Raw genomic sequence first — 12,993 nt, 5'->3', positions numbered from 1 at the left:
ACACGATGGTGAATCATGACCAATACTCCAAAGGGAGAGTTAGCTATCCAGACTTTGGCAATGCCAGCAAATACTAATGCCAATGGCGATATATTTGGTGGATGGATTGTGTCACAAATGGATTTAGCGGCAGGAATATTGGCGAAAAAATTGGCATTGGGCCGTGTCGCTACAGTGGCTATTCATTCCATGAGTTTTTTAAAACCAGTTCATGTGGGTGATCTGGTGAGCTGCTATGTCACTCTGATAAAGCAAGGTAATACCTCTATGACCTTTAGTGTTGAAGTATGGGCACATCCTGCAACGCAGAATGAAGCATATCAAGTTACTGAAGGCGTTTTTGTTTTTGTTGCTATAGATGAAGAAGGTCGCTCAAGACAGGTGCCTAAAAAAATATGACTCATGATTCGTCAGAACTGCAGCACCTACTTACGGAAATGGCTACACTCATTGAACAAAATGCAGAGCCAGATCCCCAGTTATATACGTTATTTTTTCAAGAGCCCGAACTTGCCTTTAAACTAGTCGATATCATCAATAATTTGGAAGAAAAGCTGGATGAAGGTCTTTCAGTTTATTCCGCATGTGTTTTTGCTTTAGATATTTGTGTGGCACAACTACAGGGAGCCGCCGAATCTAATAAAGTTACTGCAAGATCATTAATTCAATTGATGGATCATTTGGCGGAAATGATTGATTCACGCAAACACACTTTAAGTTTTTGGCTTCCTGTATTAAATTCCTTTTATGAATCACATGTTGAATTGACTGAAGAGTTGAAAAATGCCTATTTTGATCTCGCCAGTGATGAAGACGAAACGACTCATGAAGGCGAACCGATATCCCATTTAGATGCGATTCGTGATTTGATTCATGAGTTGTCTGATCTGAATGTTTTCGAAATTGCTGAAAATTTTTTCGCGCAGAGCTATGCGATGCCGGCGGATTTTTTTATCGACCTGATGGTTGATTTATATAATATTGAAGAGGGGGCGGATATTGGCCTACTCATTTTATTGCACCCTAAAGCTGAGGTTCGCGACATTGCGATTAATACCTTAGGCCAAATTATAGATTTCGTAACATTATCTTCTGTGTCTCTTTCACGGTTGCAGACTATTAAGTACTGGTATCCAGAACATTATCATGCACTTTTTAATTCCTGGATAAAAACGCAACGCAAAAAAGGGGTCGTATTTGCACCTGAACCTGAACCGGCCAGCGCGACAATTAGAGCCACCGAAGTGGATGGTACAGGCTCACAAGGTATTTTTTTACATGTTCGTAAACGTAGAAAAAATAGATTATGTGGCTTATTACTGAAGTATGATGTAGGGATTAAAGATGCATGGATAACGCCTACTTTATCAGCAAAAGATGTAAAAGATTATTACCATAAGGCTTTTGATGAGAATGTGACGCTACGTGAGGTCGATTTATCTTATTTCGTAATGATGGTGGAACATTTCTTGGCCGTGTCGATAGAAAAAGGCGAGATTCCCAACATCCAGTTTTTAGAGATGCAAGAGTTATTAGGAGTCCGTTTACGCCCTGTGAAACTGGATTTAGATTATCTCTTCGAACAAATGAGTATCCAAATCACACCGTTTACTCAAGAAGTGATTTCTGAGTCTCTACGTCGTTCAAAGTCCTGGCTTAAAAATAAATCGTTTACTGAATCCTGGTATTTAGAAAATCCTATAGTTGATAAGATTGTCAATCACAACAGTAGTTTTGTGGATGGAATTAGAGTCTGCCGCATGGAAGATGCAATGGATGCAGTATTTTCTGAGGAAATGGAAATACATCGCGATAAATGGCAATTTCATTTTTTATGGATTGCTTTATGGATGAAAGCGAAAGAAAAACGCACTGAAAAAATATGGCGTGATAGTTTCTTGATTGCTTATAGCATTTATAAAGGAACGCCTTTGCAGGAAATTCCTGTTATGCGCGAGATTTGTCGACAAACGGTGATTAATAGCGTGGAAACCATGCAAGAAAGACGCACACACTTGAGCCAGGAATAAGAGGAATTCATGTTTACCGGAATTATTGAAAGAAAAGGTACCGTAATTAGCAATACGCATCATGCTGAAGCAAATCGATTGGTTATTGCATCTACCTTTACTGAGTTGGAGGTTGGCGAAAGCATTGCAGTAAATGGCGTATGTTTAACTTTACTGCCTTCTGAAGATGCAAAATTGAATTTTGATGTTTCTCCCGAAACCTTAAATAGAACTACTTTGGGCACATTAAATACTGATGATGAAGTCAATTTAGAACGCGCAATGCTTGCCTCCACACGTTTTGGTGGACATTATGTAAGCGGTCATGTAGATACAATTGCACGCATTCGCTCAATAACGCACCTGAATGAATTTGTCGAAGTCGAACTCGGTGGATTTGATGCAAATGCAATGTTGTATTTAATTCCTAAAGGTAGTATTACTGTTGAAGGGGTAAGCTTAACGATTAATTCAGTTGCGAATCAAGGTATTAAATTAATGCTGATTCCACATACATTACTGAGTACAACCTTATGCGTCTTAAAACAGGGCCAAGAGGTTAATATTGAGTTTGATTACTTGACTCGCATCGTTGCCCATCAGCTGCAAATTGCCGGAACTATTAAACAATAGAGTAAAATGCGCTGGTGATGCAAGAGCCTCGAATCAGATCCCGTTATGAATTAAGGAGTCATTCATGACCAAACATTTAACATCCCGCTGGCATCGTCTTTTTTTTGCCACCATTATTATTGGGATTGTTTCTGGTTTTGGCGGAATGTTTTTAGCCATATTATTGCATTTTATTCAACATCTCGCTTATGAGCATACCGTATTTCCTATTCTTGGAAATAAGAGTTTCTTATATGTTGTAAGTGATTCAACTGCACCAAGAAGATTGGTTGCGCTGTTGCTTTGTGGATTTATTGCAGGTTTTGGCTGGTGGGTCGTGTTTCGTTATGGCAGACCCTTAGTCAGTATTGCCAGTGCAATTAAATCCCCAAGACCGTACATGCCAATAAAAACTACTCTCACACACGTACTTCTGCAAATTGTTACAGTTGCCTTGGGCTCTCCCCTGGGGCGTGAGGTTGCTCCGAGAGAATTAGCGGCCACTTTTGCTTGTTGGCTTACTAATAAGTTGAAATTACATCCTAAAGAAAGTCAGGTATTAGTGGCCAGTGCCGCAGGGGCAGGACTCGCTGCAGTTTATAATGTGCCGTTTGGTGGTGCTTTATTTACTCTCGAAGTATTACTTGGGAGTTTCCGCTGGTTTGCGGTAATACCTGCAATCACTACGGCTGCGATTGCTGTGGTCATCTCTTGGATAGGCCTTGGAAATCAATCGTTATATCATATACCGGCCTTAATATTAGATACTTCAGTTGTCGTTTGGGCGATTATCTCTGGACCTATTTTTGGTTTTGCAGCCTATTGGTTTAAAGAAATTACCAATAGAGCACAACATCGAGCGCCGCGCGACTGGAGAATTATTGTATTTTGTCTGTTCAATTTTTTCATCATCGGCTTATTATCTATTTATTTTCCTGCCATCTTGGGAAATGGTCGTTCGGCGGCACAGTTAGGATTTGATGGCAATATATTAGGCCTAAGTATCGCTGCGGTTTTATTGATCCTGAGAGTGTTAATTGTCTGTTCTAGTGTGCAAGCTGGCGCTGCGGGCGGATTACTCACTCCTTCACTTGCAAATGGAGCTTTATTGGCGGTTGTTCTCGGTACTCTTTGGAGTTATTTATTGCCGGGTATTTCTATATCAGCTTTTGCCGTTATTGGGGGAACTGCGTTTCTTGCTGCAGCACAAAAAATGCCACTTACCGCAATTGTCCTCATTATTGAATTTACGGGGATCAATTTCAGCTTTTTCATTCCTATACTTTTTGCTGTTGCGGGCGCAATTAGTATGTTTAATTATTGTGCTACCAAACGCTTGGTTGCTGTTGTAACTTGAGGCAGAGAATGCTGATAGCATTTATTCCTAATTCTAAGCGTTAATCAATGTTCTCTTAAGCGCTCCTGTTGTTATGCGTCATTTTATGATAATTTACGCCTTTTATCATTTTTAAATTAGGATATTCTAAATGCTTAAGGTAATGACTATAGTGGGCACTAGGCCTGAGTTGATAAAGATGTCGCGTGTCATTGCTGAGTTTGATAAGCATACACATCATGTTTTAGTTCATACCGGCCAGAATTTTGATTATGAACTCAATCAAATTTTTTTTGATGATTTGGAAATTCGCAAGCCTGATTATTTTCTTGAGGCAGTAGGAGATACTGCTGCGCAAGCAATTGCGCGTATTATTGAAAAAGCAGATGCAGTATTGGAAAAAGAAAAACCTGATGCGCTACTTCTTTATGGGGATACTAATTCCTGTCTGTCAGTGATTCCGGCTAAGCGTCGTAAAATTCCTGTATTTCATATGGAGGCAGGTAACCGTTGTTTTGATCAACGTGTTCCAGAAGAATTAAACCGCAAAGTGCTTGATCACTTGAGTGACATCAATCTCGTGTTGTCAGAGCATGCGCGTCGCTATTTAATTAATGAAGGCATCCCCGCAGAGAGAATCATTAAAACAGGTTCTCATATGCACGAGGTGCTCGAGCATTGCATGCCCAATATTTTATCATCAAACATCTTGGCACAACTTGACTTACAGCCGCAGCAATATTTCTTAGTCAGTAATCATCGAGAAGAAAATGTAGATATTCCTGAGAACTTGCATGATTTATTAGACACATTACAGTCTCTAGCTCAAACATATAACATGCCAGTTGTTGTTTCCACACATCCGAGAACAAGAAAAAGATTAGAAAGTCTTAATGTCACCCAATTGGATTCACGTATTCGCTTCTTAAAGCCTTTTGGCTTTCTCGATTATATTAAATTGCAAATGGAAGCATTTTGTATTTTATCAGACAGCGGCACAATTACAGAGGAAGCCTCTCTTCTTAATCTTCCGGCGGTGACCATTCGTAACACGCATGAGCGCCCAGAAGGTATGGATGAGGCGACCTTGATTATGTGTGGACTCAAATCAGCGAGTGTTCTGGATGCAGTGCGTATGGTTACCTCACAACATAATCAAAATCCGCGCACTTTTAAAGTTGTTGCAGATTATGAGGGTGGATGTGTTTCGAAAAAAATGGTCCGCATTGTGGCCAGTTACGTTGATTATATTAATCGAGAAGTGTGGTCAAAAATAGACAAATAGAGTTCAACGCCGTGCTATGCTCATGCGCAATACGCTTAGTGAGCATTAGTCAACGGCTATAACCCCTTCTTGGCTCAGTTTTTAAAGCTTTCTGTAATACAGTGGGTGTATGGTATCCATTTTTTGTGCTTAATCTGAATTTTATAAGATGAAAATACTTGTGACACAAGTTCTGTATATCCCTTTTCTGTGCGAACATTTCTACCGCGATCTTGCGTTATTAAGAATTTTGCAATAGGGTTTTGATTTTTAACAAAACAGGGGTCAAGCGTTATCAGTCTTCCTCCTGGCTTTAAGGCAGAAAAAGCTAAGTGAAGCATGTTGATTAATATATCATCATCAAGGTGATGTAAAAGCCCTATCGCTAATACAATATCGACTTTAGGTATATTCTCTAAATCAGTTAATTCAAATTCTTTACAATAGAAGTTCCCTCGATCTCCGAATATAGATTTTGCTTTTTTTATATATTCGTTAGATACATCGAACCCATAATATTCTACTTCATTCATATAATTAAGTATTTCCGCTGGTCCGCATCCTATATCTAAAATTTTCATACCAGAAAATGGTCTAATGAAATTTTTCGTAAATAGAGTTCTCGCTTTATGTGCGCCCATGAGTCCCTGAAATAAGGAGTAAACTATAGGCGAGGATAAAATTGAACGAAGGCCATTAGTTATTTGCGTCATAATTGTTTGTCCTTATTCTAATCGGGTGATTTTGCAGTCTATTGTGGGTTGCATGATAATTGGTATGAATCCAAATAAATAATGCAAGCGTAAATGGGTAATTCCTTTAATTATATGAATCATCCAGCCAGAACGGCGTTTACAAAACTCGGAATCATGGAGAATTCTTTCGAAAATTGAAACTACATAGTGTTTATTAAAAGTAAGGTCAAAATGCGATAGGCTATGAACTATTTTCTTGATTTGGTGGACATTAATCCAATTTAATGAGTTCCAAGTCCCTTCTGGATCGGGTATTTTAATTTTGTTAAATATTAATTTTTTAAAAAACTTTTCTGTTATTGATTTGGAAAAAAGAGTGGGAATATTAAAATGAGGCTCATAGGGAAATAAATAATTGGGGCATGTAAATCTGTATACCGCTTTTTCCTTCAGACTATTGCTAATTAAAGTGAGCGCAAGAGATACATCTTCAACGTGTTCCATTACATTGATTGAGAAAGCAAAGTCAAAATTATTTTGTACATTCAATTTCTCTACTGGAAGGTGCAAGATTTGGGGACTGCAATTTTGATGGTTAGCCAAATCTAATATTAATGCCTGCATTTGGTTAAAATGAGAATAGCCAGAGCCCATAGGTTCTAGAGCAGTAACGTCATAACCTTCTTTGACTAACTGGCAGCTAAGTATCATACTTCCGGCACCAACCTCAAGTATCTTTGCATTTTTACCTATATTGTTCAAATCATTATGAATCAAATTCCTTCCAAATTTTGCCTCTCCAATATAGATCTCTAGTAAAGACAATATTTCTGGTGCTTTTTCTCTCACATATAAGCGTATGTCATTAAGCCATTGTTCTATTGGCGGAATATAAAGTGTATCGCTCATTACTTGATTGTCCCTAGTTTGAATGCTTACTATTTTATAATAATTAATGTATTAAATCTGATCGTGACACAAAAACACTGACACTAATTATGATTTTTGTTCAGCTGATCATATCTCTTAAACACAGTTCGAGGAAGGACAAATCTTTTTCTTGAAACAAATGGGAGGTTCCACCTATAACGCAGATAAATTATTTTGTCTAAAAACCAATAGTTTTAATGCAAAGAAAAAGTAAATGGCGATCAAGACTATTGCTATTAATTGGACTATTTGAGGAGAGTAACCTAAATGATCAACGCCCTCTATGAGTAATGCTAAATTAATTAAATAGCCGGTAATGTATGTGGCAATGAATCGTACTATAGTCATCCGATTCAATTGTTGATTTTGTTTATTCGCAAACACCCATCGTTTGTTACTGAAAAAACTAAAAGTAAGATTGAAAAAAAATAGTATGGTGATAACAATTTTAGGATTGATACCAGTCCAAGTAAGCCCTAGAAAAATGGAGTAACCAATCATATTGGTTATTAAACCCACCGTGCCAAAGCGTATGAATTGAGTTAAGTTTCTCGAGAATTGAAACGGAATAATCGCTTTATACATATTGTACTCTACTTACTTTTTGCTTTAATTTAATAAAAACATTGATTATGGTTACGATATTACTAAGCTATATGGCTAAGTGATACATTAAATAACAATTATTTTAATTATTAAATTAAAATGTATTGTGAGGCATAGAATCTTTCCATGCTAGCCGATGGAGATTACAAAGAAGCTAAAGATTAAGGCCCATTAACTCAAGTGCTTGTGGTTCACCTGAATCATTTTTTTTCAAAAGGAGAATGTCTCTCCTCCTAAGCTGATCTTTACATTAAAGAAACGTTGCACTAAAGTATGAAGCCTTAAAGCATAAGCCTTAATCGAGAGTATTAGATAAATTTGGGGTTAATTTAGTGCAAAATCAAAGTAATTTAGTGGAAGATATAAAATCACAATCCACCAGAGTTCCTGTTTCTTTGGTAACTGTTTTCATAATTTTCTGCTTGAATTTATTGCCATTATTTTTCTTCTTGCACCGAGCCTCTGTTCTGTTAAGTGGTATTTTTATTTTATTTTTATCTTGCCTCTTATTATATCCATATAAAAAGCGTTGGTGCTCTGGATATACTCATGAATTTAAAATACTGATCCGAAATAGGATTGATGCACTTTACTTTATTGCTCCTTTTTTTATAGTGCCTGTTTTTTGGAACATTTCTCCAACCATTTTATTTCTTAAATTTGATTTCTATACAAAGGTCATTGTTTCCTGGTTTATATTCTCAGTAATTTGGCTGAATAAATATTATGCTGTAGCCAATGAAAAAACAGAGTATCGTAGTATAGCGTTTTATTTTTTTATGTTTGCTAGTTGTGCTCTATGGTTACAACTACTCTGGAAAATTGGGGCGGAATCTGTTGTTTATACCAGCGTTTCTGCCAATCGATTCAACAGATTAGCACAAGCTTTTTATTACATTTGGGAACATAAGCCATTTTCATCTCATTTTTTAATGTCATTTCAATCTGTTGAGAATTATAATCAGCAAATTGCATACGCAGGATATTCTCCCCCATTTTTGATATTAATTTATGCTTATGCAAAAATATTAGCATTTTTATTAGGAGTAACATTAGAAATAACAACGAGAGTTGTTTCAATTTTTTATTCCATTATTTTTGCTGCCGTGTATGTATTTACACTTATCAATAATCCAAATAAATCGGCATTAAATAAAACCTTAGTCCAATTTTCAATTTTCTGTGTATTCGGAATAATGCTATCCATACCGAGTTTTTGGATTCAACTCACTCAAGATAGTGGAACGGATAACGTTTTCCCATTAATAATGTATTGTACGCTTTTTCTATTCGTTTACGTTAGTCGACAAGATTTCACCTCTGCATGGTTCAAGTTTGGCTTATTGGGGTTATGCCTCCTTGTGCCAATATATGGAATATTGATGATTATTACATTAATGTTTTATGCTTTTCGTGAGGAGTATAAAAGAGAGCATTATTCCGCGGTAATTTCTGTATTATTGTTTGCATGTGTTGTTGTCATGGTGTCTTATTTATACCCAATTATTATGGTAAAGCTTTTGCATTATAAAAGCGATTCGAGTTCGTTTCTTTTTCGTTCAGGCTTAGATGGTGATGTAAGATATTACAAAAACATGCTCCAAGCTTTAGTTCGTCCTGTGTGCGTATCATTTACTCGTGAGTGGAGCAGTCTGATTCCTGAACTAATATTCTTATTTATTGCTTTTTTAATTGGCGGTAAAATTTTGTTGAAGGAAAAAGTCGAGCTTTATGCTGTTTATCTGTTTCTTTTTTTCCCCTATTTGTTAACTCTTGTACTTTGGCCGCAAGCGGTTTCAATACATCCCTATTTGTATGATTATATGTTGGAATTACCTCTCTTTTTTGTTGCGGCTTCATTAGTTATCAGCCCCCCAGTCCAACAGCGTCTTCGAGGGCCTTTTGCATTATTATTTATTCTGGGACTGATTAGCTTGCTCCTGTATAATTTTACGATGATCGCCCAGGCAACAAAGGCTTTTAGCCCGTAGTTATTTTAAAAAATTTATTATTGAAATTATATTACCTGCGGACTAAAATGTGCCGCGAGCTTTATTTTAATCAGATGAGTCGGAAGCGAATTAATACAGCGATTATTGATGAGACTCTCAGTTCAAAAGTAAAATGACCTGTGAAGCAACTAAGAGTAAATGTTCATGAAAAAAATCGCTATCCTTCAATCTAATTATATTCCATGGAAAGGTTATTTTGACATGATTGCATCAGTCGATGAATTTATCTTATATGATGATATGCAATTTACTAAAAATGATTGGCGAAATCGCAATAAAATTAAAACAACTAATGGTGTTGATTGGATTAGTGTACCTGTTGGCCAAAATATAAATAGACGTATTCGTGATGTTGAATTGCGAGAAGATGGGTGGCAGAAAAAACATTGGAAGACTTTAGAATACAACTACCGTCGCGCGCCAAAATACCAAGAAATATCATCTTTCCTCGAGCCGTTTTATCAAAAGCATTATACTCACCTCTCTGTTTTAAATCGGCAGTTGATTGAAGCGATATGTGATTACCTTGGGATTACAACAAAAATAACTAACTCATGGGATTACACCTTAATTGATGGTAAAACAGAGCGCTTAGTTGATCTTTGTCTACAAGCTGGCGCTAATGAATATCTTTCCGGACCTGCCGCTTTTGATTATATCAACGCGCAATTATTTGCTGATCAGGGCATTAAATTGAGCTGGTTCGATTATAAAGGCTACCCGGAATATCCCCAGCTGTGGGGTGAGTTTACCCATGAAGTTTCTATTTTAGACCTCTTATTTAACTGTGGCAAAGATTCTGTGAATTACTTGAGGTATGTGAAAAAATGAAATTATCTATTGTCACTACTTTATATAAATCGGAACAACATATTAAAGAATTTTGTGAGCGCGCTGCCTTGGCTGCTGAGCAGCTCGTTGGTGATGATTATGAAATGGTCTTGGTAAATGACGGTTCTCCTGATAATAGCTTTAACGTAGCCCTAGAATTAGCAAAAGTAAATCCGCATATCCTTCTTATTGATCTGTCTCGTAATTTTGGACATCACAAAGCCATGATGACTGGACTCGCACATGCAAATGGAGAGCTTGTTTTTTTGATTGACAGCGATCTTGAGGAAGATCCTGAGCTCCTCAATCTGTTCTCTAAAAAAATGGAATTGGATCTTTGCGATGTCGTTTATGGTATTCAAGAAAAACGCAAGGGTGGCTTTTTTGAGCGAATATCCGGACAGTTATTTTATAGAGTATTTCGCGCACTCACCGGCATAAAAATCCCATCAAATATTGTTGTTGCGCGTTTAATGACTCGACGTTATGTTAATGCACTGTTACTTCATCAAGAACGTGAAATATTCATGGCTGGTCTATGGTCTATTACGGGTTTCAACCAGCAACCACAAATTATAAATAAAAAAAGCACAAGTCAAACTACCTACACACTACGCCGTAAAATATCCATGTTTGTAAATGCGATCACTGCGTTTAGTAATACACCATTAATTAGTATTTTTTATGTTGGTATTTTGATTTTATTATTTTCATCTGCTTATGCGGTGTTCCTCATTGTCAATCGGTTTGTTTTTCACACCATACTCAGCGGTTGGACCTCTATAATGGCATCAGTTTGGCTGTTAGGAGGCCTAATTATTTCGTTCATTGGTATTATTGGCATTTATCTTTCGAAAATTTTCTCTGAAATTAAACAACGCCCATATACTATTGTTCGGCAAATATATCAAAAAAACCTTATCGAGCCGCGTAACAAAGAATTGGTAGTCAGGTCAGCTAAGCCAACAATTGATGAATAATTTAATTGATGTGCCTGGTTTTGAAACATGAATAATGATAGAACATCTTGAAGACCACGTATTCTGAATTAAAGCGAATGCGTTGTATTCAGAATAACTTATTAAGGGACCTTATGAAAAAACTAATTATTTTTGGAACCACAGATGCCGCTGAACTCGCACATTATTACTTTTCTCGAGATTCCGACTATAAAATTGAAGCGTTCTCAGTAGATCGCGAATATTTACGATCAGACACATTTTGTGGTTTACCGGTTATTCCTTTTGATGAAATTGCCCAGAAATATCCACCAACAAGCCATGAGTTTTTCGTTGCGCTAGGATATTCAAATCTCAATGAGACGAGGAAAAAAAAGTATTTTGAGGTAAAGGCAATGGGTTACCAACTTGCCACCTACATTAGTCCTCATGCAACAATACTGAACCAGCACCAAATAGGGGAGAATTGTTTTATTCTCGAAGATAATACCGTTCAGCCATTTGTAACCATTGGTAACAATGTCACCCTTTGGAGTGGCAACCATATTGGTCATCATTCTGTAATATCTGACCATTGTTTTTTAGCTTCCCATATTGTTGTTTCTGGGCGTGTAGAAATCGGTGAGTCTTGCTTTATTGGGGTTAATGCAACATTCAGAGATAATATAACTATAGGGGAAAAATCAATCATCGGTGCAGGAGCACTAATTCTTGCCTCTACAGAACCGCTAGGTCTCTATGTTGGTAATGCAACGGAACGTGCACGTGTTCCAAGTAACCGAATAAAAAAAATTTGAGTCTAGGAAATAAAAAATGAAATGGGAAAAACTAGGTCACATATTTTGCGCAGATAACCATAGCGATTGGATGTACTCACACGCGATGATCCCTATTGCCGAACAAATTGATAATGAATTATATCGAATCTATTTTTCCTGTAGAGATAAATATAATCGTGGGCATGGGGCTTACGTTGAAATTGATATGCGTAATCCGACGAAAATCCTTCGAGTTCATGATAAACCGGTCCTTGAGCCTGGAGAATTAGGTTGTTTTGATGACAGTGGCGCTCTTCCAAATTCGATTGTAATGCATGAAGGAAAGAAGCTGCTTTATTATACAGGGATCAACTTAGGTGTAACGGTTAAAATTCGCAACTCAATTGGTCTTGCGGAGTGGAATGATTCGACGGAGCGCTTTGAGCGACGCTTTTTTGGCCCAGTTATTGATAGAACTCGCGATTTCCCTCATTTTGTAGCAACTCCTGAAGTAACTTATGAGAATGGTTTGTTTCGGGCATGGTTCACATCGTGCATTGGCTGGAAACAAACATCCGAAGGCCCAAAGCATTTCTATCGCCTTGAATATGCAGAATCTAAAGATGGTATTTGTTGGGAACGAGACGGAACAATAGCCATCGATTTTAAAGATGAGCATGAGTACGCTCTTGGCGTGCCAAGAGTGTTACGTGATCCACTCGGTTATAAAATGTGGTTTTGTGCAAGAGCAACAAAAAATTGCGACACTTATCGAATTAATTACGCAACGTCAGAAGATGGGCGAAATTGGCAACGACAAGATACAGTTGAACTTGATGTTTCTGCATCTGGTTGGGACTCTAAGATGACATGCTACCCATTTGTATTTGATTATAATCATGAACGATATATGTTGTATAATGGCAATGATTACGGAAAAACAGGATTTGGAATCGCGGTGTTGATTAATGACTAACTTGG

General features: G+C 37.2%; 13 protein-coding genes. 10 read left to right on the top strand and 3 right to left on the bottom strand.

Going from position 1 to position 12,993, the window contains the following annotated elements; translation table 11 throughout:
• The first annotated feature begins 15 nt into the window (after nucleotides 1-15).
• From BGO44_RS14415 to wecB, 5 genes are all read left to right on the top strand, one after another.
• Nucleotides 16-399, top strand: coding sequence for an acyl-CoA thioesterase (locus BGO44_RS14415; protein ID WP_273198752.1), 384 nt, complete (start codon nucleotides 16-18; stop codon nucleotides 397-399).
• Nucleotides 396-2,030 (top strand): Y4lR C-terminal helical domain-containing protein, encoded by a 1,635-nt coding sequence (locus BGO44_RS14410; RefSeq protein WP_273198754.1) that lies wholly within the window; start codon nucleotides 396-398, stop codon nucleotides 2,028-2,030. The genes BGO44_RS14415 and BGO44_RS14410 overlap by 4 nt, the downstream gene beginning before the upstream one ends.
• 9 nt (nucleotides 2,031-2,039) lie before the next feature.
• The gene (locus BGO44_RS14405; protein ID WP_058511555.1) at nucleotides 2,040-2,642 is read left to right on the top strand and encodes a riboflavin synthase; all 603 of its coding nucleotides are present in this window, start codon (nucleotides 2,040-2,042) and stop codon (nucleotides 2,640-2,642) included.
• Nucleotides 2,643-2,706: 64 nt separating this feature from the next.
• Nucleotides 2,707-3,978: a chloride channel protein gene (locus BGO44_RS14400; protein WP_058511556.1), complete on the top strand. Its 1,272-nt coding sequence runs from the start codon at nucleotides 2,707-2,709 to the stop codon at nucleotides 3,976-3,978.
• Nucleotides 3,979-4,108: 130 nt separating this feature from the next.
• Entirely contained in the window at nucleotides 4,109-5,242 is a 1,134-nt protein-coding gene (gene wecB / locus BGO44_RS14395; protein ID WP_273198755.1) for a non-hydrolyzing UDP-N-acetylglucosamine 2-epimerase, read from the top strand.
• Between the two features lie 74 nt (nucleotides 5,243-5,316).
• Here wecB and BGO44_RS14390 read toward each other — a convergent pair whose 3' ends face one another.
• The 3 genes from BGO44_RS14390 to BGO44_RS14380 all read right to left on the bottom strand — a co-directional run bounded on the left by BGO44_RS14390 (nucleotide 5,317) and on the right by BGO44_RS14380 (nucleotide 7,431).
• Nucleotides 5,317-5,934 carry a class I SAM-dependent methyltransferase gene (locus BGO44_RS14390; protein WP_058511558.1) on the bottom strand — a complete coding sequence of 206 codons (618 nt, stop codon included), beginning with the start codon at nucleotides 5,932-5,934 and terminating at the stop codon, nucleotides 5,317-5,319.
• 12 nt (nucleotides 5,935-5,946) lie between these two features.
• The gene (locus tag BGO44_RS14385; protein WP_273198757.1) at nucleotides 5,947-6,825 is read right to left on the bottom strand and encodes a class I SAM-dependent methyltransferase; all 879 of its coding nucleotides are present in this window, start codon (nucleotides 6,823-6,825) and stop codon (nucleotides 5,947-5,949) included.
• A 174-nt stretch (nucleotides 6,826-6,999) separates the two neighbouring features.
• Nucleotides 7,000-7,431, bottom strand: coding sequence for a GtrA family protein (locus tag BGO44_RS14380; protein WP_058511560.1), 432 nt, complete (start codon nucleotides 7,429-7,431; stop codon nucleotides 7,000-7,002).
• 353 nt (nucleotides 7,432-7,784) lie between these two features.
• Here BGO44_RS14380 and BGO44_RS14375 point away from each other — a divergent pair, with 353 nt between their 5' ends.
• The 5 genes from BGO44_RS14375 (at nucleotide 7,785) to BGO44_RS14355 (ending at nucleotide 12,988) form a co-directional block, all read left to right on the top strand.
• Nucleotides 7,785-9,443: a hypothetical protein gene (locus BGO44_RS14375; RefSeq protein ID WP_273198759.1), complete on the top strand. Its 1,659-nt coding sequence runs from the start codon at nucleotides 7,785-7,787 to the stop codon at nucleotides 9,441-9,443.
• 165 nt (nucleotides 9,444-9,608) lie between these two features.
• Complete coding sequence (locus BGO44_RS14370) at nucleotides 9,609-10,295, top strand: WbqC family protein (protein WP_058511562.1); 687 nt, start codon at nucleotides 9,609-9,611, stop codon at nucleotides 10,293-10,295.
• Nucleotides 10,292-11,275 (top strand): glycosyltransferase family 2 protein, encoded by a 984-nt coding sequence (locus BGO44_RS14365; protein WP_068310947.1) that lies wholly within the window; start codon nucleotides 10,292-10,294, stop codon nucleotides 11,273-11,275. Before BGO44_RS14370 ends, BGO44_RS14365 begins: the two co-directional genes overlap by 4 nt.
• Before the next feature lie 113 nt (nucleotides 11,276-11,388).
• Entirely contained in the window at nucleotides 11,389-12,051 is a 663-nt protein-coding gene (locus BGO44_RS14360) for an acetyltransferase (protein WP_083503971.1), read from the top strand.
• 16 nt (nucleotides 12,052-12,067) lie between these two features.
• Entirely contained in the window at nucleotides 12,068-12,988 is a 921-nt protein-coding gene (locus BGO44_RS14355; protein WP_058511564.1) for a glycoside hydrolase family protein, read from the top strand.
• Nucleotides 12,989-12,993 lie beyond the last annotated feature (5 nt).

The sequence above is a fragment of the Legionella sp. 39-23 genome, from assembly GCF_001897665.1.
In the GTDB taxonomy this organism is placed as follows: domain Bacteria; phylum Pseudomonadota; class Gammaproteobacteria; order Legionellales; family Legionellaceae; genus Legionella; species Legionella steelei.
Note: the sequence above shows the minus strand (reverse complement) of the source record. Positions and strands in the feature narration are given on the sequence as shown.

Bases quoted from the DNA above. Each gene is read 5' to 3' on its own strand.
- BGO44_RS14415 (WP_273198752.1), top strand. From the start codon at position 16: ATGACCAATACTCCAAAGGGAGAGTTAGCTATCCAGACTTTGGCAATG.
- BGO44_RS14410 (WP_273198754.1), top strand. From the start codon at position 396: ATGACTCATGATTCGTCAGAACTGCAGCACCTACTTACGGAAATGGCT.
- BGO44_RS14405 (WP_058511555.1), top strand. From the start codon at position 2,040: ATGTTTACCGGAATTATTGAAAGAAAAGGTACCGTAATTAGCAATACG.
- BGO44_RS14400 (WP_058511556.1), top strand. From the start codon at position 2,707: ATGACCAAACATTTAACATCCCGCTGGCATCGTCTTTTTTTTGCCACC.
- wecB (WP_273198755.1), top strand. From the start codon at position 4,109: ATGCTTAAGGTAATGACTATAGTGGGCACTAGGCCTGAGTTGATAAAG.
- BGO44_RS14390 (WP_058511558.1), bottom strand. From the start codon at position 5,934: ATGACGCAAATAACTAATGGCCTTCGTTCAATTTTATCCTCGCCTATA.
- BGO44_RS14385 (WP_273198757.1), bottom strand. From the start codon at position 6,825: ATGAGCGATACACTTTATATTCCGCCAATAGAACAATGGCTTAATGAC.
- BGO44_RS14380 (WP_058511560.1), bottom strand. From the start codon at position 7,431: ATGTATAAAGCGATTATTCCGTTTCAATTCTCGAGAAACTTAACTCAA.
- BGO44_RS14370 (WP_058511562.1), top strand. From the start codon at position 9,609: ATGAAAAAAATCGCTATCCTTCAATCTAATTATATTCCATGGAAAGGT.
- BGO44_RS14365 (WP_068310947.1), top strand. From the start codon at position 10,292: ATGAAATTATCTATTGTCACTACTTTATATAAATCGGAACAACATATT.
- BGO44_RS14360 (WP_083503971.1), top strand. From the start codon at position 11,389: ATGAAAAAACTAATTATTTTTGGAACCACAGATGCCGCTGAACTCGCA.
- BGO44_RS14355 (WP_058511564.1), top strand. From the start codon at position 12,068: ATGAAATGGGAAAAACTAGGTCACATATTTTGCGCAGATAACCATAGC.